Raw genomic sequence first — 22,839 nt, forward strand, 5'->3', positions numbered from 1 at the left:
CCCCAACGGGGTTCCCGGCCCTTCTACGTGGCTGTGAGGGGCCTCAGAGGACGCGCACGGCACCGTCGGCGGGGTAGCCCGACAGGTCCTGGATGACAACGCCCTTGCCGGGGTTGGCGGCGTCGAGGTACTGGCCGTTACCGATGTACACACCCACGTGGTACGCGGAGCCCGCGCCACCCCAGTAAAGGATGTCGCCCACCTGGACGTTGGAGAGCGAGACCGGCGTACCGGCGACCGACTGGTCCTGCGAGACGCGCGGGAGGTCCACGCCCGCCTGCTTGAACGCGGCCTGGACGAGGCTGGAGCAGTCCCAGGCGTTGGGTCCGGAGGCACCCATGACGTACGCGTCACCGAGCTGGGCCTTGAGGAAGCTGATGACCGAACCGACGTTGCCGCTGGCCGGGGCCACATCGGCGGTGGCGCTCGAGCCGGAGCCGGAGCCCGACGCGCTGAGCGTCGTGCGCTCGGCGGAACGCGAGGCGCGCTCCTCCTCCGCCTTCTTCTTGGCGGCGGCCTCGGCCTTCGCCTTGGCCTCCGCCTTCTTCTTGGCGGCGGCCTGGTCTTCCTTGGCCTGCTTGGCGGCCTTCACGGCGGCCGCGTCCTGCTCGGCGCGGAGCTCGTAGCTGTCGGCGGTCTGCTGGGTGGCATCCGCGGACTGCGCGATCTGCGTGGAGAGGTCCGTGGTGAGCGTCGGCATTTCGATGGTCTCGGTCACCGGCTCGGCCGCGGTGGCCGTGCCAGCTGCCGCGGCCACTGCCAGGGTGCTGAGGACGCCACCGGCAACTCCGGCGCGCAGGGCCTGCTTCGTGGCGCTACGACGGGGCTTCCGGTGGCTGGGTATGTGAGCGGTGTGGGACATGAGAACAACCGCTATCAGGGAGTCAGGGTTCCCATCAAGAAACGTGGGCTGCGCCACAGTTACCCCTGGCGGCCTCGAATCCCGGGCGTGTCACTTCTTATTGACGCCGTAACGGGCAATGCGGACAGCGGTGATCACGCCTGTGATCATGGGCTTTCTGCGATACGTCCGAATTGCCCGTGGACTACCACCGGTTGAGTCGGTTGGCCAAGCCCGGTTTATTCGCCACAGGGTGCCATGTGGCGCAGGTCACAGGTGTGGCCCTAGGGGATCTCCCTGAGATCCGGCCGAGACCTTTCTGAGATGTCCCGAAGAATTCAGGGGTGTTGCCGGTGTGGGGGACCGGTGACGGATCGACGTCGAATCGACGATGGATCGGCGGTCGGCCGGTGCCGGAGCGGTGTGGGGCCGGCGCCGATCCCCTCTTGTGACGACATCACTCCCTCCGTACGTGCCGGTCGCGTACCCGAGTGCGTACCGACCATGCGCCGACCCCGTATCGGGCACCCTTCGGCCCCGCCTCGACCGCTCGTGAATCCGTGCACGCGTGCTCGGCCGTCCACTTACGTCCACACCGCTCCCGCCAAAGTGTGAACAAGCCGCCACTATCAAGCCGCCGTGTCCAGCGCCAATTTGCTTGCGGCGGCCATCGCTTGATAGGGCGACCCCCTTCCGACCAGGGGTGACTCGATGAGATGTCACCTCTAGTGATCACTCAGGCGCTTCGCGTATGAAGATCACCGCTCATCCGACTTCATGATCCTTCGTCAGGTGGTGGAGATCACAAAGCCGTTGTCGCACCCCGTGTCGCAGATCACAGACCGGCGGGCATAAGATGCGGGGCAGTTGGGCTTGTGACCTGCTTCACATGTGCGCGATCTTCGTGGGGAGCGGGACGCAGTCCGATGCAACCGCCAACAGTCAGTGCCGACTGAGAGGAGCGAGGAGCGTGAATGCCTATGCGCCCATCCTCGTGCTGGGAGCCCTCGGGGCAGGCTTTGCGATCTTCTCCGTGGTCATGGCCACGCTTATCGGTCCAAAGCGGTACAACCGAGCCAAGCTAGAGGCGTATGAGTGCGGTATCGAGCCGACGCCGACTCCGGCCGGCGGCGGGCGATTCCCGATCAAGTACTACCTGACGGCGATGCTCTTCATCGTCTTCGACATCGAGATCGTCTTCCTTTACCCCTGGGCCGTCACCTTCGACGCGCTGGGGATTTTCGGGCTCGTGGAGATGCTGCTCTTCGTGCTCACCGTCTTCGTCGCCTACGCGTACGTATGGCGGCGTGGCGGCCTGGAATGGGACTAAGGGTCTGAGGGGCAAAGAGCATGGGACTCGAAGAGAAACTGCCGAGCGGATTTCTGCTGACCACCGTCGAACAGGCCGCGGGCTGGGTGCGCAAGTCATCCGTCTTCCCCGCGACCTTCGGCCTCGCGTGCTGCGCCATCGAGATGATGACGACGGGAGCCGGGCGCTATGACCTGGCTCGCTTCGGCATGGAGGTCTTCCGCGGTTCACCGCGGCAGGCCGATCTGATGATCGTGGCCGGACGCGTGAGCCAGAAGATGGCGCCGGTCCTGCGGCAGGTCTATGACCAGATGCCCAACCCCAAGTGGGTCATTTCCATGGGGGTTTGCGCTTCATCGGGCGGGATGTTCAACAATTACGCGATTGTGCAGGGTGTGGACCACATCGTCCCTGTTGACATCTATTTGCCCGGCTGTCCGCCACGGCCCGAGATGCTGATGGACGCCATCCTCAAGCTCCACCAGAAGATCCAGGGCTCCAAGCTCGGGGTCAACGCCGAGGAAGCGGCCCGCGAGGCGGAGGAGGCGGCCCTCAAGGCGCTCCCCACCATCGAGATGAAGGGGCTGCTGCGGTGAGCGACGCGCCTGACGAGAACCTCAACGGAAACAGCGTCCCGGCCCCACGTGACGAGGCCGGCAAGGTCATCGGCGTACGCAAGGGCATGTTCGGCGCCAACAACGGCGGCGACACGTCCGGTTACGGCGGCCTCGTACGGACGGTCACCCTGCCGGGCGCCACCGCGCGCCCCTACGGCGGCTGGTTCGACGAAGTGGCGGACGAACTGGAAGGCGCCCTGGAAGAGCAGGGGCTCCTGCCGGAGAACGCGATCGAGAAGACGGTCGTCGACCGCGACGAGCTCACCTTCCACATCGCGCGCGAGCACCTCGTCCGGGTCGCCCAGACGCTGCGCGACGACCCGGCCCTGCGCTTCGAGCTCTGTACGGGCGTCGCGGGGGTGCACTTCCTCGAGGACAAGGGCCGCGAGCTGCACGCCGTCTACCACTTGCGCTCGATCACCCACAACCGCCTGATCCGGCTCGAAGTCAGTGCCCCTGACGCCGATCCGCACGTCCCCTCGCTGGTCGCGGTCTATCCGACGAACGACTGGCACGAGCGCGAGGCGTACGACTTCTTCGGCCTGATCTTCGACGGTCACCCGGCGCTTACGCGGATCATGATGCCGGACGACTGGCAGGGCTTCCCGCAGCGCAAGGACTACCCCCTCGGCGGCATCGCCGTCGAGTACAAGGGCGCCCAGATCCCGGCTCCGGACCAGCGGAGGTCGTACAGCTGATGAGCACGTCACATGCATCCGCGCGCGAGACGACCGAGGGGACTGTATATACAGTCACCGGCGGCGACTGGGACGAGGTCGTCCAGTCAGCGGCCAGGTCCGACGACGAGCGCATCATCGTCAACATGGGTCCGCAGCACCCCTCCACCCACGGTGTGCTCCGGCTCATCCTGGAGATCGAGGGCGAGACCGTCTCCGAGGCCCGCTGCGGCATCGGCTACCTGCACACGGGCATCGAGAAGAACCTCGAGTACCGCACGTGGACGCAGGGCACGACGTTCGTCACGCGCATGGACTACCTGACGCCGTTCTTCAACGAGACGGCGTACTGCCTCGGGGTCGAGAAGCTCCTCGGCATCGAGGACCAGATCCCGGACCGCGCCTCGATCATCCGCGTGCTCCTGATGGAGCTCAACCGGCTCTCCTCGCACCTGGTGTGCATCGCCACCGGCGGCATGGAGCTGGGCGCGACGACGATCATGATCTACGGCTTCCGAGATCGTGAACTCGTTCTCGACATCTTCGAGTTGATCACCGGCCTGCGCATGAACCACGCCTTCGTGCGGCCCGGCGGGCTCGCTCAGGACCTGCCGCCGGGCGCGGTGGACCAGATGCGCGAGTTCGTGAAGAAGATGCGCAAGAACCTCGGCGAGTACGACAAGCTCGCCACCGGCAACCCCATCTTCAAGGCCCGCATGCAGGACGTCGGCTACCTCGACCTCGCGGGCTGCATGGCCCTCGGTGCCACGGGCCCGGTCCTGCGCTCGGCGGGTCTGCCGCACGACCTGCGCAAGTCGGATCCCTACTGCGGCTACGAGAACTACGAGTTCGACGTGCCGACCGCCGACACCTGCGACTCCTACGGGCGCTTCCTGATCCGCCTTGAGGAGATGCGCCAGTCGCTGCGCATCGTCGAGCAGTGCCTGGACCGCCTGGAGCCGGGTCCGGTCATGGTCGGCGACAAGAAGATCGCCTGGCCCGCGCAACTGGCGCTCGGTCCGGACGGCCTCGGCAACTCGCTCGATCACATCAAGAAGATCATGGGCACCTCCATGGAGTCCCTGATCCACCACTTCAAGCTGGTGACCGAAGGCTTCAGGGTCCCGGCCGGACAGGCTTACACCGCGGTCGAGTCGCCCAAGGGCGAGCTCGGCGTGCATGTCGTCTCCGACGGCGGCACCCGCCCCTACCGGGTCCACTTCCGTGACCCGTCCTTCACCAACCTGCAGGCCATGGCAGCGATGTGCGAGGGCGGCCAGGTCGCCGACGTCATCGTCGCCGTCGCCTCCATCGACCCCGTGATGGGAGGCGTCGACCGGTGACCACCACTCCTTCCCAGCAGGGTGCGGGCGTCAGCCTGGGCATGCCCCAACTCCCCGCCCCCGACTTCCCGGCCGACGTACGGGCCAGGCTCGACGCGGACGCCAAGGAGGTCATCTCCCGCTACCCGGACTCCCGGTCCGCGCTGCTCCCGCTGCTGCACCTGGTGCAGTCCGAGGAGGGCCACGTCACGCGCACGGGCATGGCCTTCTGCGCGGAGGTGCTCGGCCTGACCACCGCCGAGGTCACGGCGGTCGCGACCTTCTACACGATGTACCGGCGCAAGCCCTCCGGTGACTACCAGGTCGGCGTCTGCACGAACACGTTGTGCGCCGTCATGGGCGGCGACGCGATCTTCGAGCAGCTCCAGGAGCACCTGGGCGTCGGCAACGAGGGGACCACAGAGGACGGCAAGGTCACGCTGGAGCACATCGAGTGCAACGCGGCCTGTGACTTCGCTCCCGTCGTGATGGTCAACTGGGAGTTCTTCGACAACCAGACTCCCGAGACCGCCAAGCGGCTCGTCGACGACCTGCGCGCGGGCGTGCAGGTCGAGCCGACCCGCGGCGCCCCCTTGTGCACGTACAAGGAGACTGCCCGGATCCTGGCGGGCTTCCCGGACGAGCGGGCCGGCGCCGTCGAGGCGAGCGGCGGCGCGGGTCCGGCCTCGCTGATCGGACTGCGCCTGGCCAAGGGCGAGTTGCCCCAGCCGCGCGTCGTCCACCCGCGCACGGGCGGCCCGCAGGACGAGGCGCCCGCCGAGCACCTCAGCTCTCATGACGCACCGCAGGAGACCTCGGCATCCGACCCGGCCCACCCGGCCGGACCGACCGCCGAGGAGGGGGAGTGATGACCTTGGCAGCCGAGATCGACCACGAGACGAGCCCCGAGAAACTGCTCGCGCCGGTGCTTTCGGCGTTCTGGGACGCGGAGAAGTCCTGGACGCTCGACACCTACCGACGGCACGAGGGGTACGAGGGCCTGCGCAAGGCCCTGGCCATGGAGCCGGACGACCTCATCGCGTACGTGAAGGACTCCGGCCTGCGGGGTAGGGGCGGCGCGGGATTCCCCACCGGAATGAAATGGCAGTTCATTCCGCAGGGAGATGGAAAGCCGCACTATCTAGTTGTCAACGCCGACGAATCGGAGCCGGGGACCTGTAAGGACATCCCGCTCCTCTTCGCGAACCCGCATTCCCTCATCGAGGGGATGGTGATCGCGTGCTACGCGATCCGTTCTTCGCATGCCTTCATCTACCTGCGCGGTGAAGTCGTCCCCGTGCTCAGGCGGTTGCACGAGGCCGTGCGTGAGGCGAAAGAGGCGGGATTCCTGGGCGAGAACATCCTGGGCAGCGGACTCGATCTCGAAATCACCGTGCACGCGGGCGCCGGCGCGTACATCTGTGGTGAGGAGACCGCGCTGCTCGACTCGCTCGAAGGCCGCCGTGGCCAGCCGCGACTGCGTCCCCCTTTCCCGGCCGTCGCGGGCCTCTACGCATGCCCCACTGTTGTCAATAACGTGGAATCCATCGCGTCGGTTCCCGCGATCCTGAATCGCGGAAAAGACTGGTTCAAATCGATGGGGAGCGAGAAGTCACCCGGCTTCACGCTCTATTCGCTGAGCGGCCACGTCACGAGCCCCGGCCAGTACGAGGCCCCGCTCGGCATCACTCTTCGCCAGCTGCTCGACATGAGCGGCGGGATCAGGGCGGGCCACCGGCTCAAGTTCTGGACGCCGGGCGGCTCGTCGACGCCGATGTTCACCGACGAGCACCTCGACGTCCCCCTGGACTACGAGGGCGTGGGCGCCGCCGGTTCGATGCTCGGCACGAAGGCGCTCCAGTGCTTCGACGAGACGACCTGCGTCGTGCGGGCGGTCACGCGCTGGACCGAGTTCTACGCCCACGAGTCCTGCGGCAAGTGCACGCCCTGCCGCGAAGGAACGTACTGGCTGGTGCAGTTGCTCCGCGACATCGAGGCGGGCAAGGGCGTCATGTCCGACCTGGACAAGCTGAACGACATCGCCGACAACATCAACGGCAAGTCCTTCTGCGCCCTCGGTGACGGCGCCGCGTCGCCGATCTTCTCCTCGCTCAAGTACTTCCGCGAGGAGTACGAGCAGCACATCACCGGCAAGGGCTGCCCCTTCGACCCGGCCAAGTCGACTCTGTGGGCCGACAGGCCCGCCGCACATTCGGAGGTGAACGCATGACAGTGACCACCAACAGCGCTCCCTCCGGAGGGGGCGAGGCGGCGGTTCCGCCGGAAGACCTCGTGTCGCTGACGATCGACGGCATCGAGATCAGCGTCCCGAAGGGGACGCTGGTCATCCGGGCCGCCGAGCTCCTGGGCATCGAGATCCCCCGGTTCTGCGACCACCCGCTGCTCGACCCGGCCGGCGCCTGCCGCCAGTGCATCGTCGAGGTGGAGGGCCAGCGCAAGCCGATGGCCTCCTGCACCATCACCTGCACCGACGGCATGGTCGTGAAGTCGCAGCTGTCGTCGCCGGTCGCCGAGAAGGCCCAGCGCGGTGTGATGGAGCTGCTCCTCATCAACCACCCGCTGGACTGCCCGGTCTGCGACAAGGGCGGCGAGTGCCCGCTGCAGAACCAGGCGATGCAGGTCGGCGACCCGGACTCCCGCTTCGAGGGCAAGAAGCGGACGTACGAGAAGCCGGTGCCGATCTCCACGCAGGTGCTTCTCGACCGCGAGCGGTGCGTGCTGTGCGCGCGCTGCACCCGGTTCTCCAACCAGATCGCGGGCGACCCGATGATCGAGCTGATCGAGCGCGGTGCGCTCCAGCAGGTCGGCACGGGCGAGGGCGACCCCTTCGAGTCGTACTTCTCCGGGAACACCATCCAGATCTGTCCGGTCGGCGCGCTGACCTCGGCGGCGTATCGCTTCCGCTCGCGGCCCTTCGACCTGGTGTCGTCGCCTTCGATCTGCGAGCACTGTGCGGGCGGCTGTGCGACGCGCACCGACCACCGGCGCGGCAAGGTCATGCGGCGGCTCGCCGCGGACGACCCGGAGGTCAACGAGGAGTGGCTCTGCGACAAGGGGCGCTTCGGCTTCCGTTACGCGCAGAAGCCGGACCGGCTCACCACGCCGCTGGTGCGCGACTCCGAGACCGGTGAGCTTCAGAAGGCCAGTTGGCCCGAGGCTCTGGCAGCCGCGGCCACCGGGCTCGCCGCCGCGCGCGGGCGTGCCGGTGTGCTGACCGGCGGGCGCCTCACGGTGGAGGACGCCTACGCGTACAGCAAGTACGCGCGCGTGGCGCTCGACACGAACGACATCGACTTCCGCGCGCGCGTACACAGCGCCGAGGAGGCCGACTTCCTCGCCGCGCGCGTGGCGGGCCGGGGCCGGGATCTCGACGGCACCGGAGTCACGTACGCGGAGGTGGAAAAGGCACCCGCCGTCCTGCTCGTCGGGCTCGAGTCCGAGGAGGAGGCGCCCGGGATCTTCCTGCGGCTGCGCAAGGCCTGGCGCAAGCACGGCCAGCGGACGTTCTCCCTCGCGACGCATCAGACGCGCGGCCTGGAGAAGGCGGGCGGCACGCTTCTTCCCGCGGCTCCCGGCACCGAGACGGAGTGGCTCGACGCCCTGGCCGGCGAAGTCGGCCTGGAGGGCGAGGGTGCCAAGGCGGCCGAGTCGCTGCGCACCTCGGGATCGGTGATCGTGGTCGGCGAGCGTCTCGCCGCCGTGCCGGGCGGACTCACCGCCGCCGTACGGGCCGCGTCCGCGACCGGTGCGCGGCTGGTGTGGATTCCGCGCCGGGCGGGGGAGCGCGGAGCCCTTGAGGCGGGCGCGCTGCCTTCGCTGCTTCCCGGCGGGCGTCCTTCCACCGACCCGCGCGCGCGGGACGAGGTCGCGGCCGCCTGGCGCGTCGCCGAACTCCCGCACCGCCACGGCCGCGACACCGGCCAGATCATCGAGGCGGCGGCGACCGGCGAACTGGGCGCGCTCCTGGTGGCGGGCGTGGAGGTCGCCGACCTTCCCGACCCGGCACGCGCGCGTGAAGCACTTTCCGAGGTCGGGTTCCTGGTCTCGCTCGAACTGCGGCCCAGTGAGGTCACCGAGCACGCCGACGTCGTACTCCCCGTGGCCGCGGTCGCGGAGAAGCCCGGCACCTTCCTCAACTGGGAAGGCAGGGCGCGGATGTTCGAAGCCGCGCTCAAGCCCGACCAGATGACGCGCACGCTGGCCCCGACGGACGCGCGTGTGCTGCACATGCTGGCCGACGCCGGAGACGTACACCTGGGTCTTCCCGACCTGGCCACGGCCCGGCGCGAGCTGGACCGGCTCGGCGGCTGGGAGGGCACGCACGCCACCGAGCCCCTGGAGACAGCCGCTCAGCCGCCGAGGCCCTCCTCCGGAGAGGCCGTTCTCGCGGGGCACAGGCTGCTGCTCGACCGGGGCCGCCTCCAGGAGGGTGACGAAGCGCTTGCCGGTACGCGGCACGCGGCGGTCGCCAGGCTCTCGGCGGCCACCGCGGCCGAGGCGGGCGTCAAGGACGGCGACGTCCTGGCCGTCACCGGCTCCGCCGGGGCGACCGAGCTGCCGCTGCAGGTCACCGAGATGCCCGACCGCGTGGTGTGGCTGCCGCTGAACTCGACCGGGGGAGGCGTCACTTCCGACACCGGCGCGCGCCCCGGCGATCTCGTCCGCATCGGCCCGGCGCTCCTGCCGGAGCCCTCACAGGCCCCGGAGGTGACGTCGTGATGCACACCGTGGTGCCGCTTGCGGCGGAAGACCTGTCCATGTTCGGCACCGACCCCTGGTGGCTGGTCGCCGTCAAGGCGGTCTTCTGCTTCGCGTTCCTGATGGTGACGGTGCTCTTCTCCATCGTCTGGGAGCGCAAGGTCGTCGCCTGGATGCAGCTGCGCATCGGCCCGAACCGGCACGGCCCCTGGGGCATGCTGCAGTCCCTCGCGGACGGCATCAAGCTGATGCTCAAGGAAGACCTGATCGTCAAGCGCGCGGACAAGGTGGTGTACGTACTCGCGCCGATCATCGCGGCCATTCCGGCCTTCATGGCGATCGCGGTGATCCCCTTCGGTCCCGCGGGCAACGAAGTCTCGATCTTCGGCCAGCGCACGACGATGCAGCTCACCGACCTGCCGATCGCGATGCTCTACATCCTCGCGGTCGCCTCGGTAGGCATCTACGGCATCGTGCTGGCCGGTTGGAGCTCCGGATCCACCTATCCGCTCCTCGGCGGCCTGCGCTCCTGCGCGCAGATGATCTCGTACGAGATCGCGATGGGCGCCGCGTTCGCCTCGGTGTTCCTCTACTCCGGGTCGATGTCGACCTCGGCGATCGTGGAGGCGCAGGCGGACCGCTGGTACGTGCTGCTGCTTCCCGTCTCGTTCCTGATCTACATCGTGACGATGATCGGTGAGACCAACCGCGCGCCCTTCGACATGCCGGAGTCCGAGGGCGACCTCGTCGGTGGCTTCAACACCGAGTACTCGTCGATCAAGTTCGCGCTGTTCATGCTCGCCGAGTACGTCAACATGGTCACCGTCTCGGCGGTCTCGGTCACCCTGTTCCTGGGCGGCTGGCGGGCCCCGTATCCGGTCAGCACCTTCTGGGAGGGCGCGAACCACGGCTGGTGGCCGATGCTCTGGTTCGTGATCAAGGTCCAGCTACTGCTGTTCTTCTTCATCTGGCTGCGCGGCACGCTGCCACGCGTCCGCTACGACCAGCTGATGAAGCTCGGCTGGAAGGTCCTGATCCCGGTCTCGGTCGTCTGGCTGATGCTCGTGGCCACGGTCAGGGCGATGCGGAACGAGAACTACGACTTCACCTCGATCGCGCTCTATGTGGGCGGCGGGGTCATCGCACTCCTGTTGCTCTCCGTCGTCATCGACATCTTCCGTGACAAGCGCGAGAAGGAAGCGGCAGCCGAGGAGAAACCGGTCGCCTTCGACCCGATGGCGGGCGGATTCCCGGTCCCGCCGCTGCCCGGACAGAGCCTGCCGCCCGTGCCGCGCCGACGCTCGCGCCAGGAGCGCGAGTTGATTGTCAGTGGTGGGCCGGATACTCAAAGTGACGGAACCCGTAGTGACGGAAAGGAGGCGTCCGATGGCTGAGTCGAAGAACGAGCCCAACCAGTCACAGCACGATGCGAACCAATCGCAGCAGGGGTTCCAGAACCCCGTCGCGGGCTTCGGCGTGACCTTCAAGGCCATGTTCAAGAAGCGGCTGACCGAGCAGTATCCGGAGCAGGAGAAGACCACCGCTCCCCGCTTCCACGGCAGGCACCAGCTCAATCGCCATCCGGACGGCCTGGAGAAGTGCATCGGCTGCGAGCTCTGCGCCTGGGCCTGCCCCGCGGACGCGATCTATGTGGAAGGCGCGGACAACACCGAGGAGGAGCGCTACTCCCCGGGTGAGCGTTACGGCCGCGTCTACCAGATCAACTACGCCCGCTGCATCCTGTGCGGCCTGTGCATCGAGGCGTGCCCCACGCGCGCGTTGACGATGACGAACGAGTTCGAGCTGGCCGACAGCAGCCGCGAGAAGCTCATTTTCACCAAGGAGCAGCTGCTCGCCGGCCTGGAGGAAGGCATGGTCGAGTCACCGCACTCGATCTTCCCGGGCACGGACGAGCAGGACTACTACCGCGGTCTCGTCACGGAGGCGGCTCCGGGCACGGTGCCTCAAGTGGCCGTCTCCAAGGGTGAGAAGCCCGCCGACGAACACCGGGCAGAGGGGGTGGAGGCATGACCGCGCTCGCCGCGTACTCCACCTCCACCGGTGAGGCCGTCCAGTTCTGGGTGCTCGGCACGGTCGCCGTGATCGGCGCCCTGTGCACGATCCTCATGAAGAAGGCCGTGCACAGCGCGCTCTGTCTCGCCGGGACCATGATCATCCTGGCGATCTTCTACCTCGCCAACGGGGCGTACTTCCTGGGCATCGTCCAGATCGTCGTCTACACCGGCGCGATCATGATGCTCTTCCTCTTCGTGGTCATGCTCGTCGGCGTCACCGCCGCCGACTCCCTGAAGGAGACCATCAAGGGGCAGCGCTGGCTGGCCGGGCTCTGCGGCTTCGGCTTCGCCATCCTGCTCTTCGCGGGCATCGGGAACGCCTCGGTGAACGAATTCGCCGGACTCGGCAAGGCGAACGCCGGCGGCAACGTGCAGGGCCTGGCCGAAAGCATCTTCACGAAGTACGTCTTCGCCTTCGAGATCACCGGCGCGCTGCTCATCACCGCCACCGTCGGCGCGATGGTGCTCACCCACCGCGAGCGCACGGAGCGCGCCAAGACGCAGCGTGAGATGTCCGAGGAGCGCGTGCGCTCCAACCACCTGCCGCCGCTGCCCGCCCCCGGTGTCTACGCCCGGCACAACGCCGTGGACGTCGCGGGCCTGCTCCCCGACGGCACCCCGTCGGAGCTCACGGTCAACAAGACGCTGCGTGAGCGCGGCCAGATCCGCGATGTCTCGAATGAGGCGCTTGACGATCTGCGGGCCCTCGAACAGCGCTCCGAGGACCGTCTCGAGCGGTCGTCCAAGAGCGAGGAGGCGTCGAAGTGAATCCGGTCAACTACCTGTATCTCGCGGCGCTGTTGTTCTCGATCGGCGCCACCGGCGTCCTGATCAGGCGGAACGCGATCGTGGTCTTCATGTGTATCGAGCTGATGCTCAACGCGTGCAACCTGGCCTTCGTCGCCTTCTCCCGGCTGCACGGCAACCTCGACGGCCAGATCATCGCGTTCTTCACGATGGTCGTCGCCGCGGCGGAAGTCGTGGTCGGCCTCGCGATCATCGTGTCGTTGTTCCGCTCCCGTCACTCGGCCTCGGTCGACGACGCCAGCCTGATGAAGCTGTAAGGGGTCGCTGAAAAGTGGAGAACCTGATCGCGCTGCTCGTGGCAGCGCCTCTGCTCGGAGCGGCCGTACTGCTGTGCGGCGGGCGGCGGTTGGACCGTGTCGGCCACTGGCTCGGCACGCTGCTCGCGGCCGCCTCCTTCGTCGTCGGTGCGGTGCTCTTCGTCGACATGCTGGGCAAGGGCGCCGAGGAGCGCTCCCTGTCGCAGCACCTGTTCAGCTGGATCCCCGTGGAGGGTTTCCAGGCGGACGTCGCCTTCCAGCTCGACCAGCTGTCGATGACGTTCGTCCTGCTGATCACCGGTGTGGGCACCCTGATCCACATCTACTCCATCGGGTACATGGAGCACGACGAGCGGCGCCGCCGCTTCTTCGGCTATCTGAACCTGTTCCTCGCGGCGATGCTCATCCTGGTCCTCGCCGACAACTATCTCCTCCTGTACGTCGGATGGGAGGGCGTCGGCCTCGCCTCGTACCTCCTGATCGGCTTCTGGCAGCACAAGCCCAGCGCGGCCACCGCCGCGAAGAAGGCGTTCCTGGTCAACAGGGTCGGCGACATGGGCCTCTCGATCGCCATCATGCTGATGTTCACCACCTTCGGGACCTTCGCCTTCGGGCCTGTCCTGGAGGCCACCGGTGAGACGTCGGAGGGCAAGCTGACGGCCATCGGCCTGATGCTGCTTCTCGCGGCGTGCGGCAAGTCGGCCCAGGTGCCGCTGCAGTCCTGGCTCGGCGACGCGATGGAGGGCCCGACCCCGGTCTCGGCCCTCATCCACGCGGCGACGATGGTGACCGCGGGCGTGTACTTGATCGTCCGCTCCGGCGCGATCTTCAACAACGCACCGGACGCGCAGCTCGTCGTCACCGTCGTGGGCGCGGTCACGCTCCTCTTCGGTGCGATCGTCGGTTGCGCGAAGGACGACATCAAGAAGGCCCTCGCCGGGTCGACGATGTCCCAGATCGGGTACATGATCCTGGCCGCGGGCCTCGGCCCCATCGGCTACGTCTTCGCGATCATGCACCTGGTGACGCACGGCTTCTTCAAGGCCGGGCTCTTCCTCGGGGCCGGTTCGGTCATGCACGGCATGAACGACGAGGTCGACATGAGGAAGTACGGCGGCCTCAGGAAGTACATGCCGGTCACCTTCGTGACCTTCGGTCTCGGCTATCTGGCGATCATCGGCTTCCCCGGTCTGTCCGGCTTCTTCTCCAAGGACAAGATCATCGAGGCGGCGTTCGCCAAGGGCGGCACGGAGGGCTGGATCCTCGGCTCGGTCGCACTGCTCGGCGCCGCGATCACCGCGTTCTATATGACGCGCGTGATGATCATGACGTTCTTCGGTGAGAAGCGTTGGCAGCCGGATGCCGAAGGCAACGAGCCGCACCCGCACGAGTCGCCCAAGTCGATGACGATCCCGATGATCGTGCTCGCCTTCGGGTCGGTCTTCGCGGGCGGATTCTTCAGCATCGGCGACCGCTTCATGCACTGGCTGGAGCCGGTCACCCAGCACTCCCACGGTGACTCGCCGCTGAGCGCCACCACGGTCACCGGCGCCACCATGGTGGTCCTGGTCATCGGTGTCGCCCTCGCCTACGTCCAGTACGGCCGCAAGCCCGTCCCGGTCACCGCCCCGCGCGGTTCGCTCCTCACCCGGGCGGCCCGGCGCGACCTCCTCCAGGACGACTTCAACCACGTCGTCCTGGTCCGCGGCGGAGAGCACCTCACCCGCTCCCTGGTGTACGTCGACCACACCCTGGTCGACGGAGTCGTCAACGGCACGGCGGCCTCGGTCGGCGGACTCTCCGGACGGCTGCGCAAGATGCAGAACGGCTATGCCCGCTCCTACGCGGTCTCGATGTTCGGCGGCGTTGCGGTACTCATCGCCGCGACCCTGCTGATGAGGGCGGTCTGATACCGATGTCCTTTCCTCTGCTGACAGCGACGGCGGCCCTGCCCGCGGTCGGCGCGATCGCCACGGCAGCCGTCCCGGCCGCCCGGCGGACCGCCGCCAAGTGGCTCGCGCTGCTCGTGTCGCTCGCCACGCTCGCGCTCGCCGCGACCGTGCTCGTGCGGTTCGACCCCGACGGGTCCCGTTATCAACTGACCGAGTCCCGCGCCTGGATCGCGGAGTTCGGGGTGCGGTACGAGCTCGGCGTCGACGGCATCGGCGTCGCCCTCATCGCGCTCACCGCGCTCCTGATGCCGTTCATCATCCTGGCCGGTTGGCACGACGCGGACCCCCTGGAGACCAAGTCGTCGCGGTGGCGGCCGACTCAGGGCTTCTTCGCCCTGATCCTGGCCGTCGAGGCGATGGTGATCATCTCCTTCGCGGCCACGGACGTCTTCCTCTTCTACATCTTCTTCGAAGCCATGCTCATCCCGATGTACTTCCTCATCGGCGGCTTCGGCGACCGCGCCCACTCGGGCAGCGACGAGAAGGCATCGGCGCAACGCTCGTACGCGGCCGTGAAGTTCCTCCTCTACAACCTGGTCGGCGGCCTCATCATGCTGGCCGCGGTGATCGGGCTCTACGTGGTGGCGGGGAACTTCTCGCTCCAGGAGATCACCGAGGCGCGGGCCAACGGCACGCTCGACATGGCGACCAACACCGAGCGGCTGCTCTTCCTCGGCTTCTTCTTCGCCTTCGCGGTGAAGGCGCCGCTGTGGCCGCTGCACACCTGGCTGCCGAACGCGATGGGCGAGTCCACGGCCCCCGTCGCCGTACTGATCACGGCAGTGGTCGACAAGGTCGGCACCTTCGCGATGCTGCGGTTCTGCCTCGGGCTCTTCCCCGAGGCGAGCAAGTGGGCGACGCCCGTCATCCTCGTGCTCGCACTGATCAGCATCATCTACGGCGCACTGCTCGCGGTCGGCCAGCGCGACATCAAGCGCCTGGTGGCGTACGCGTCGATCTCGCACTTCGGGTTCATCATTCTCGGCATCTTCGCGATGACCTCCCAGGGGCAGTCCGGCGCGACGCTCTACATGGTCAACCACGGGATCTCGACGGCCGCGCTGATGCTGGTGGCCGGCTTCCTGATCTCGCGGCGCGGTTCGCGGCTCATCGCGGACTACGGAGGGGTGCAGAAGGTGGCGCCGGTACTCGCGGGCACCTTCCTGATCGGCGGTCTCGCGACGCTCTCGCTGCCGGGGCTCGCGCCGTTCGTGAGTGAATTCCTGGTCCTGGTCGGCGCGTTCGCGCGCTATCCGGTGGTCGGGATCATCGCCACGATCGGCATCGTGCTCGCCGCGCTCTACACCCTCGTCCTCTACCAGCGGACGATGACGGGCCCGGTGAAGCCGGAGGTCTCGGCCATGCCGGACCTGCGAGTGCGTGAACTCGTGGTCGTCGCTCCGCTGATCGCGCTCCTGATCGGCCTCGGCGTCTACCCGAAGCCGCTCACCGAGCTTGTGAACCCGGCGGTCAAGCACACCATGTCCGACGTACAGCAGAAGGACCCGAAGCCCGACGTGGAGGCGGCCAAGTGAGCGCATCAGCCGTCCACAGCCTGTGGACAATGGCGTCGGCCGCGGCGCCGCAAGATCAGATCGACAAGATCGACACTCCCACCATCGAGTACGCGCAGCTGTCACCGACGCTGATCATCATCGGTGCGGCGGTCCTCGGGATCCTCATCGAGGCCTTCCTGCCTCGCAAGTCCCGTTACTACGCTCAGCTGTTCGTGGCCGTCGTCGCCATCACCGCGGCCTTCGCCGCGGTCGTCGGACTCGCGGCCACCGGGTACGGCTCGACGAAGGCGCACATCGCCGCCATGGGCGCGATCGCGGTCGACGGGCCCGCGCTCTTCCTGCAGGGCACGATCCTCCTCGCGGGGCTCGTCGCGATCTTCACCTTCGCGGAGCGGCGGCTCGACCCCGTGGCGCACGGCAATCACGTCGACTCCTTCGCCGCACAGGCCGGAGCTACGCCGGGCAGCGAGGGCGAGAAGGCCGCGACGAAGGCCGGGTTCACCACCACCGAGGTGTTCCCGCTCGCGCTCTTCGCGATCGGGGGGATGCTCGTCTTCCCGTCGGCGAACGACCTCCTGACGCTCTTCATCGCGCTCGAGGTCTTCTCGCTGCCGCTCTACCTGCTCTGCGCGCTCGCCCGCCGCAAGCGCCTGATGTCGCAGGAAGCCGCCGTCAAGTACTTCTTGCTCGGCTCGTTCTCCTCGGCGTTCCTGCTCTTCGGGATCGCCCTGCTCTACGGGTACGCGGGCTCGGTGTCGTACGGCACCATCGCCAAGGTCGTCGACGGCAGCATCCAGAGCGTCGACCCGGCGCTCGCCGACACCATGGGCAACGACGCGCTGCTCCTGATCGGCGCCGCGATGATCGTCATGGGCCTGCTCTTCAAGGTCGGCGCGGTGCCGTTCCACATGTGGACGCCCGACGTGTATCAGGGCGCGCCCACTCCGGTCACCGGCTTCATGGCCGCGGCGACGAAGGTGGCCGCCTTCGGCGCGCTGCTCCGGCTCTTCTACGTGGTCCTGCCGGGGCTGCGCTGGGACTGGCGTCCGGTCATGTGGGGCGTCGTGATCCTCACGATGCTGGGCGGCGCGATCGTCGCGATCACCCAGACCGACATCAAGCGGCTGCTCGCGTACTCCTCCATCGCCCACGCGGGCTTCATCCTCGCCGGTGTCATCGCCATGAACCCGGACGGCATCTCGTCGGTCCTCTTCTACCTGGTGGCCTACTCCTTCGTGACGATCGGCGCTTTCGCGGTGGTCACGCTGGTGCGGGACGCGGGTGGCGAGGCCACGCACCTGTCGAAGTGGGCGGGGCTCGGCCGACGCTCGCCGCTGGTCGCAGCCGTCTTCGCAGTCTTCCTGCTCGCCTTCGCCGGTATCCCGCTGACCTCAGGGTTCTCCGGGAAGTTCGCGGTGTTCAAGGCGGCGGCGGAGGGCGGCGCCGGTGCGCTTGTCGTGGTCGGTGTGATCTCGTCCGCGATCGCGGCGTTCTTCTACATCCGCGTGATCGTGCTCATGTTCTTCAGCGAGCCGAAGGCGGACGGCCCGACCGTGGCCGTGCCCTCGCCGCTGACGATGACGGCGATCGGGGTGGGCGTCGCGGTGACGCTGGTACTGGGCGTGGCCCCGCAGTACTTCCTGGATCTGGCGAACCAGGCGGGGGTCTTCGTCCGGTAGCCCACCTGGTTCACCTGTTCTACTCGCCGCCGCCCGGCACCCCGTCCGACAGGGGTGCCGGGCGGCGGCCTGTGGATAACTTCCATTGGTGTCGGTGCGGAGCCCTATCGTGGAGTCTGTGGTCGAAGCGCGACGTACGGGGGCAGGGCGATGGATGGGATCGATGGCATGAGCGAGGTGACCGCACCGGTCGCGGTGGCGGAGAGCGACGCACTGCGGACGCTGCACCGCGTCTTCGGGTACGACGCGTTCCGTGGTGAGCAGGAAGCGATCATCGACCATGTGGTCGCGGGCGGTGACTCCGTCGTACTGATGCCCACCGGCGGCGGCAAGTCGCTCTGCTATCAGATTCCCGCCCTGGTCAGGCCCGGCACGGGCGTGGTCGTCTCCCCGCTCATCGCGCTCATGCAGGACCAGGTGGACGCGCTGCGGGCCCTTGGCGTGCGGGCCGGGTTCATCAACTCCACGCAGGACTTCGACGAGCGGCGCGTGATGGAGGCCGAGTTCCTCGCGGGGGAGCTCGACGTGCTGTATCTGGCGCCGGAGCGGCTGCGCCTGGAGGGGACGCTCGATCTGCTCTCCCGCGGCAAGATCTCCGTCTTCGCGATCGACGAGGCGCACTGCGTGGCGCAGTGGGGCCACGACTTCCGCCCGGACTATCTGGCGCTCTCTCTGCTCGGCGAGCGCTGGCCCGACGTGCCCCGCATCGCCCTGACGGCCACCGCGACACACGCCACGCACCGCGAGATCACCGAGCGGCTCGGCATGCCGGACGCGAAGCACTTCGTGGCGAGCTTCGACCGGCCCAACATCCAGTACCGCGTCGTGCCGAAGGCCGAGCCGAAGAAGCAGCTCCTGTCCTTCCTCAAGGAGGAGCACGCGGGCGACGCGGGCATCGTCTACTGCCTCTCGCGCAATTCGGTCGAGAAGACCGCCGAGTTCCTGTGCAAGAACGGCATCGAGGCCGTTCCGTACCACGCGGGTCTGGACGGTGGGATGCGCGCCGCCCACCAGTCCCGCTTCCTCCGTGAGGAGGGCCTGGTCGTCTGCGCCACCATCGCCTTCGGCATGGGCATCGACAAGCCGGACGTCCGGTTCGTCGCCCACCTCGACCTGCCGAAGTCGGTCGAGGGCTACTACCAGGAGACGGGCCGCGCGGGCCGTGACGGACAGCCCTCCACGGCCTGGATGGCGTACGGCCTTCAGGACGTGGTCCAGCAGCGGAAGATGATCCAGAGCAGCGAGGGGGGCGAGGCGTTCCGCCGCCGGGCGGCCGCGCACCTGGACTCGATGCTGGCGCTGTGCGAGACGGCCCAGTGCCGCAGGGCCCAGCTCCTCACGTACTTCGGCCAGGACGCGGACGGACAGTCCTGCGGCAACTGCGACACCTGCCTCACCCCGCCGGAGACCTGGGACGGCACGGTCGCGGCGCAGAAGGCCCTCTCCACGATCGTGCGCCTCCAGCGCGAGCGAGGTCAGAAGTTCGGCGCCGGCCAGATCATCGACATCCTGCTCGGCAAGAAGACCGCCAAGGTGATCCAGTTCGACCACGACCAGCTCTCGGTCTTCGGCATCGGCGAGGAACTCGCGGAGGCCGAATGGCGCGGTGTGGTGCGGCAGTTGCTGGCGCAGGGTCTGCTCGCGGTCGAGGGGGAGTACGGGACGCTGGTCCTGACCGAGGAGAGCGGTTCAGTCCTCGGCCGGGAGCGGGAGGTGCGGTTGCGGAAGGAGCCGAAGCGGCCTGCCGCGGCGAAGGCCGCGAAGGGGGAGCGGAAGGCGAAGGCGGCGGCGGCCGTCGCCGAGCTGCCCCAGGACGCGGTGCCGGTGTTCGAGGCGCTGCGCGCGTGGCGCGGCGCGCAGGCCAAGGAGCTCGGCCTCCCGGCGTACGTGATCTTCCACGACGCCACGCTCCGGGAGATCGCCACACTGCGCCCCTCGTCCCTGGCGGAACTGGGCGGCATCAGCGGCCTCGGTGAGAAGAAGCTGGCGACGTACGGGGAGGGCGTGCTCGAGGTCCTCGCGGGGCTGGGTGGCGGGGCGCCCTCGCAGGCCTCGGGGCCCGCACCGGTCGCGCAGGACGTGGAGCCGCCGGAGGAGGAGTGGCCGGAGCCGCCGGAGGATTTCTGAGCGGCTGAGGGGGCAGCGCCCGAAGGGGCGCGGGGCTGTGACATTTGCGGCTCCGCCGCGTGGGCGCGACCGGCCACAACGACGCCGCAGACGAAGACGAGCCCGCCGCGCAGGAGGGGGCCGGGGGTGACTCCACCCCCGGCCGGCAACCTCAACGGGCCGAGGCGACCCTGCCAGAGACCTCTCCGAGGCCGACCCGGGTGCCGTCCGGGCCCGGGGCCCACGCCGTGAGCGTGACCTCGTCCCCGTCCTCGAGGAACGTCCGCTTGCCGTCCGGCAGGACAAGCGCGTCGCGGCCGTTCCAGGTGATCTCGATCAGGGAGCCGTACTGCCCCTCGGAGGGGCCGCTCACCGTGCCCGAGCCGTACAGGTCGCCCGTGCGCAGGGACGCGCCGTTCGCGGTCATGTGGGCCAGCTGCTGGGCGGCCGTCCAGTACACGGTGGAGAAGGGGGGCTCGGAGATCACGTGGCCGTTCAGGGTCACGGTGATGCGCAGGTCGTAGCCGGCGGGCTCGTCCGCGACGGACTCCGCCGAGTCGTCCAGGTAGGGCAGGAGTTCGTGCGTGCGCGCGGGAGGGGTGACCCGCGCCGCGTCCAGGGCCTCGAGGGGGGTGATCCACGCCGAGACGGAGGTGCAGAAGGACTTGCCGAGGAACGGTCCGAGCGGCACGTACTCCCAGGCCTGGATGTCGCGCGCCGACCAGTCGTTGAGGAGGCTGAGCCCGAAGACGTGCTCACGGAAGTCCGCGAGCGGCACCGGCGTGCCCAGCTCCGAGGGCGTACCCACGACGAAGCCGACCTCGGCCTCGATGTCGAGGCGGACGGACGGCCCGAAGACCGGCGCCGTCTCCGAGGGCGCCTTGCGCTGGCCCTTCGGACGTACCACGTCGGTTCCGGAGACCACAACGGTGCCGGACCGGCCGTGGTAACCGATGGGCAGGTGCTTCCAGTTGGGGGTCAGCGGAGTCGGTGAGTCAGGGCGGAAGATCTGCCCCAGGTGTGTCGCGTGGTGCTCGGAGGCGTAGAAATCCACATAGTCCGCGACCTCGAAGGGGAGGTGCAGGGCGACCTCGGACAGGGGGTACAGCAGGGGGCGTACGACCTCGCGGTGAGCCGGGATCGTCACCCACGCGGTGAGCGCGCGACGCACATCGGACCACGCCGTGCGGCCCGCGGCGAGCAGCGGGTTGAGCGTGGGCCCGGAGAGCAGCGACACGTAGGGCGAGCCGAGCGCGGCGGCAGCGGCACCTGCGTCGAGGACGTGATCACCGAGTCGTACGCCGACACGGCGCTCCGCGGCCCCGTCCGGGTCTCCGAACAGGGAGAACACGCCGTACGGGAGGTTGTGCGGCCCGAAGGGATCGCCCTCCGCGAGAGCGAAGGGGTCGCCTACGGAGTGGGCGGAAGGGTTGCTCCCGGCCGGGTCGAGCGGGGTGTGCTCGGACATGCGTACCTGCCTCGCTTTCCATAAGGGTGTGCCACACGTTACGTGGGAAGCTCCGGTTGGGGCAGTGTCTAAAGAGTTCGCAATGTCCGAATAAGCCTTGCTGGAGTGGTCAGTTCCGGCTTAGCGTCCTTTGGGGGACGCGGACGGGGTGGGTCCGGGTCAGACGGAGGGACACGTGGGGGGACCCGTGGCCATGAGGAACGACGTCGTGCCCTTCACGGTCGACCGTGAGGTGCCCGGCCTGATAGTGAAGTTCGGGAACTATCCGCTGCACCATGGCGGAGTGGGCGCGATCCGCAGTCTGGGGCGGCTCGGCGTGCCCATGTACGCGATCACGGAAGACCGTTACACACCGGCCGCGGCCTCGCGCCACCTCACCCGCGCCTTTCCCTGGCCGACCACCGGGGCGGAGGAGCCGCAGCGGCTCGTCGAGGGGATGCTGCGCATCGCGCGCCGGATCGGCAGGCCCACGGTCCTGATCCCGACCGACGAGGAGGCGGCCGTCCTCATCGCCGAGCATCAGGGCGCGCTGCGCGGAGCGGGGTTCCTCTTTCCGCGCGTGGAGCCGGAGTTACCCCGCCGCCTCGCCAGCAAGCAGGGCCTGCACGAGCTGTGTGTGGAGCACGGCATCGCCTCGCCGGCCGCCTCCTTCCCCGAGAGCTTCGGGGACATCGAGGAGTTCGCCGCCTCCGCGGCCTTCCCGGTGGTCGCCAAGAACCGGGAGGCGTTCACGCGCCGCTCCCGGCCCGCGGTGAACGGGACGACGCGCATCGAGACCCCGGAGGGCCTGCTCGGCCTCGCCCGTGACTGGGGTGAGCGGCCCGGCGTGATCCTCCAGGAGTATCTGCCGCGGGAGCATGCCGAGGACTGGATCGTGCACGCGTACTTCGACGTGGACTCGACCCCGCGTGCGCTGTTCACCGGCGTCAAGGTGCGCTCCTGGCCGCCGCACGCGGGAATGACGGCGAATGCGTACGTCGTCGACAATCCGGAACTCGCGGACCTCGCCGCACGTTTCATCAAGCAGATCGGCTTCACCGGCGTCATCGACCTCGACCTGCGCTTCGACCGGCGCGACGGTCAGTACAAACTGCTCGATTTCAACCCTCGCATGGGCGCACAGTTCCGGCTCTTCGAGAACGAGTCCGGGATCGACGTCGTCCGCGCGCTGCACCTGCACCTGACAGGGCGCGCCGTCCCCAAGGGGGAACAACGCGCCGGTCACCGCTATGTCGTAGAGAACATCGACCTGCCCGCACTCCTCGCCTACCGCCGCAGCGGATACACCACACCGCACGCGCCCCCACGCGCGAGCGGCACGGAGCTGGCCTGGCTCGCGGCGGACGACATGAAGCCGTTCTTCACGATGCTCGCGAGATTCGTACGACCGGGGGCGAAGCACCTGTATCAGCTCTGGCGAACCAAGAGACGCGGCAGCAAGACGGGCTGACCACCACCCACCACAACTGAATCCAGCACCAGCCGGCACCACA

18 protein-coding genes are annotated in these 22,839 nt (G+C 68.3%); 16 read left to right on the forward strand and 2 right to left on the reverse strand.

Translation table 11 applies throughout. The features are described 5' to 3' along the window. Positions 1 to 43: 43 nt before the first annotated feature. Complete coding sequence (locus ACWFRJ_RS27035) at positions 44 to 862, reverse strand: C40 family peptidase (protein ID WP_453536099.1); 819 nt, start codon at positions 860 to 862, stop codon at positions 44 to 46. A gap of 949 nt (positions 863 to 1,811) precedes the next feature. On the opposite strand from ACWFRJ_RS27035, the gene ACWFRJ_RS27040 reads away from it, so the two are divergent. The 15 genes from ACWFRJ_RS27040 (at position 1,812) to recQ (ending at position 19,899) form a co-directional block, all read left to right on the forward strand. Continuing rightward, on the forward strand, positions 1,812 to 2,171 hold the full coding sequence (locus tag ACWFRJ_RS27040) for an NADH-quinone oxidoreductase subunit A (protein WP_003992243.1): 360 nt from the start codon (positions 1,812 to 1,814) through the stop codon (positions 2,169 to 2,171). A 20-nt stretch (positions 2,172 to 2,191) separates the two neighbouring features. After that, complete coding sequence (locus ACWFRJ_RS27045; protein WP_005313804.1) at positions 2,192 to 2,746, forward strand: NuoB/complex I 20 kDa subunit family protein; 555 nt, start codon at positions 2,192 to 2,194, stop codon at positions 2,744 to 2,746. After that, on the forward strand, positions 2,743 to 3,465 hold the full coding sequence (locus ACWFRJ_RS27050; RefSeq protein ID WP_453536104.1) for an NADH-quinone oxidoreductase subunit C: 723 nt from the start codon (positions 2,743 to 2,745) through the stop codon (positions 3,463 to 3,465). Before ACWFRJ_RS27045 ends, ACWFRJ_RS27050 begins: the two co-directional genes overlap by 4 nt. Continuing rightward, the gene (locus tag ACWFRJ_RS27055; protein WP_453536107.1) at positions 3,465 to 4,787 is read left to right on the forward strand and encodes an NADH-quinone oxidoreductase subunit D; all 1,323 of its coding nucleotides are present in this window, start codon (positions 3,465 to 3,467) and stop codon (positions 4,785 to 4,787) included. The genes ACWFRJ_RS27050 and ACWFRJ_RS27055 overlap by 1 nt, the downstream gene beginning before the upstream one ends. A gap of 41 nt (positions 4,788 to 4,828) precedes the next feature. After that, positions 4,829 to 5,635, forward strand: coding sequence for an NADH-quinone oxidoreductase subunit NuoE (nuoE, locus tag ACWFRJ_RS27060; protein WP_453536701.1), 807 nt, complete (start codon positions 4,829 to 4,831; stop codon positions 5,633 to 5,635). Beyond that, on the forward strand, positions 5,635 to 6,996 hold the full coding sequence (gene nuoF, locus ACWFRJ_RS27065) for an NADH-quinone oxidoreductase subunit NuoF (RefSeq protein WP_453536110.1): 1,362 nt from the start codon (positions 5,635 to 5,637) through the stop codon (positions 6,994 to 6,996). Before nuoE ends, nuoF begins: the two co-directional genes overlap by 1 nt. Further along, positions 6,993 to 9,506: an NADH-quinone oxidoreductase subunit G gene (locus tag ACWFRJ_RS27070; RefSeq protein ID WP_453536113.1), complete on the forward strand. Its 2,514-nt coding sequence runs from the start codon at positions 6,993 to 6,995 to the stop codon at positions 9,504 to 9,506. Before nuoF ends, ACWFRJ_RS27070 begins: the two co-directional genes overlap by 4 nt. Beyond that, the gene (gene nuoH / locus ACWFRJ_RS27075; RefSeq protein WP_453536115.1) at positions 9,506 to 10,879 is read left to right on the forward strand and encodes an NADH-quinone oxidoreductase subunit NuoH; all 1,374 of its coding nucleotides are present in this window, start codon (positions 9,506 to 9,508) and stop codon (positions 10,877 to 10,879) included. Before ACWFRJ_RS27070 ends, nuoH begins: the two co-directional genes overlap by 1 nt. Continuing rightward, positions 10,872 to 11,516 (forward strand): NADH-quinone oxidoreductase subunit NuoI, encoded by a 645-nt coding sequence (gene nuoI / locus ACWFRJ_RS27080; RefSeq protein ID WP_453536118.1) that lies wholly within the window; start codon positions 10,872 to 10,874, stop codon positions 11,514 to 11,516. Before nuoH ends, nuoI begins: the two co-directional genes overlap by 8 nt. Further along, on the forward strand, positions 11,513 to 12,328 hold the full coding sequence (locus ACWFRJ_RS27085; RefSeq protein WP_453536121.1) for an NADH-quinone oxidoreductase subunit J: 816 nt from the start codon (positions 11,513 to 11,515) through the stop codon (positions 12,326 to 12,328). The genes nuoI and ACWFRJ_RS27085 overlap by 4 nt, the downstream gene beginning before the upstream one ends. Beyond that, entirely contained in the window at positions 12,325 to 12,624 is a 300-nt protein-coding gene (nuoK, locus tag ACWFRJ_RS27090) for an NADH-quinone oxidoreductase subunit NuoK (RefSeq protein ID WP_249588397.1), read from the forward strand. Before ACWFRJ_RS27085 ends, nuoK begins: the two co-directional genes overlap by 4 nt. 14 nt (positions 12,625 to 12,638) lie before the next feature. Next, positions 12,639 to 14,534 carry an NADH-quinone oxidoreductase subunit L gene (gene nuoL, locus ACWFRJ_RS27095; protein WP_453536125.1) on the forward strand — a complete coding sequence of 632 codons (1,896 nt, stop codon included), beginning with the start codon at positions 12,639 to 12,641 and terminating at the stop codon, positions 14,532 to 14,534. Positions 14,535 to 14,539: 5 nt separating this feature from the next. Continuing rightward, on the forward strand, positions 14,540 to 16,111 hold the full coding sequence (locus tag ACWFRJ_RS27100) for an NADH-quinone oxidoreductase subunit M (RefSeq protein ID WP_453536128.1): 1,572 nt from the start codon (positions 14,540 to 14,542) through the stop codon (positions 16,109 to 16,111). Next, complete coding sequence (nuoN, locus tag ACWFRJ_RS27105; RefSeq protein WP_453536131.1) at positions 16,108 to 17,772, forward strand: NADH-quinone oxidoreductase subunit NuoN; 1,665 nt, start codon at positions 16,108 to 16,110, stop codon at positions 17,770 to 17,772. Before ACWFRJ_RS27100 ends, nuoN begins: the two co-directional genes overlap by 4 nt. 168 nt (positions 17,773 to 17,940) lie before the next feature. Beyond that, positions 17,941 to 19,899: a DNA helicase RecQ gene (gene recQ / locus ACWFRJ_RS27110; protein WP_453536134.1), complete on the forward strand. Its 1,959-nt coding sequence runs from the start codon at positions 17,941 to 17,943 to the stop codon at positions 19,897 to 19,899. 151 nt (positions 19,900 to 20,050) lie between these two features. Here recQ and fahA read toward each other — a convergent pair whose 3' ends face one another. Continuing rightward, on the reverse strand, positions 20,051 to 21,346 hold the full coding sequence (gene fahA / locus ACWFRJ_RS27115) for a fumarylacetoacetase (RefSeq protein ID WP_453536137.1): 1,296 nt from the start codon (positions 21,344 to 21,346) through the stop codon (positions 20,051 to 20,053). Between the two features lie 193 nt (positions 21,347 to 21,539). Between fahA and ACWFRJ_RS27120 the strand changes: the two genes are divergently transcribed. Continuing rightward, a complete protein-coding gene (locus ACWFRJ_RS27120) occupies positions 21,540 to 22,796 on the forward strand; it encodes a carboxylate--amine ligase (protein ID WP_453536140.1) in 1,257 nt (418 codons plus the stop codon). Positions 22,797 to 22,839: the final 43 nt, after the last annotated feature.

The sequence above is a fragment of the Streptomyces sp. NPDC055239 genome, from assembly GCF_053606205.1.

What these genes read in the sequence shown, in the direction of transcription:
- ACWFRJ_RS27055 (WP_453536107.1), top strand. Translation starts at nt 3,465, where the DNA reads ATGAGCACGTCACATGCATCCGCGCGCGAGACGACCGAGGGGACTGTA.
- recQ (WP_453536134.1), top strand. Translation starts at nt 17,941, where the DNA reads ATGAGCGAGGTGACCGCACCGGTCGCGGTGGCGGAGAGCGACGCACTG.
- fahA (WP_453536137.1), bottom strand. Translation starts at nt 21,346, where the DNA reads ATGTCCGAGCACACCCCGCTCGACCCGGCCGGGAGCAACCCTTCCGCC.
- ACWFRJ_RS27045 (WP_005313804.1), top strand. Translation starts at nt 2,192, where the DNA reads ATGGGACTCGAAGAGAAACTGCCGAGCGGATTTCTGCTGACCACCGTC.
- ACWFRJ_RS27070 (WP_453536113.1), top strand. Translation starts at nt 6,993, where the DNA reads ATGACAGTGACCACCAACAGCGCTCCCTCCGGAGGGGGCGAGGCGGCG.
- nuoI (WP_453536118.1), top strand. Translation starts at nt 10,872, where the DNA reads ATGGCTGAGTCGAAGAACGAGCCCAACCAGTCACAGCACGATGCGAAC.
- ACWFRJ_RS27035 (WP_453536099.1), bottom strand. Translation starts at nt 862, where the DNA reads ATGTCCCACACCGCTCACATACCCAGCCACCGGAAGCCCCGTCGTAGC.
- ACWFRJ_RS27085 (WP_453536121.1), top strand. Translation starts at nt 11,513, where the DNA reads ATGACCGCGCTCGCCGCGTACTCCACCTCCACCGGTGAGGCCGTCCAG.
- ACWFRJ_RS27100 (WP_453536128.1), top strand. Translation starts at nt 14,540, where the DNA reads ATGTCCTTTCCTCTGCTGACAGCGACGGCGGCCCTGCCCGCGGTCGGC.
- nuoF (WP_453536110.1), top strand. Translation starts at nt 5,635, where the DNA reads ATGACCTTGGCAGCCGAGATCGACCACGAGACGAGCCCCGAGAAACTG.
- ACWFRJ_RS27120 (WP_453536140.1), top strand. Translation starts at nt 21,540, where the DNA reads ATGAGGAACGACGTCGTGCCCTTCACGGTCGACCGTGAGGTGCCCGGC.
- nuoE (WP_453536701.1), top strand. Translation starts at nt 4,829, where the DNA reads ATGCCCCAACTCCCCGCCCCCGACTTCCCGGCCGACGTACGGGCCAGG.
- nuoH (WP_453536115.1), top strand. Translation starts at nt 9,506, where the DNA reads ATGCACACCGTGGTGCCGCTTGCGGCGGAAGACCTGTCCATGTTCGGC.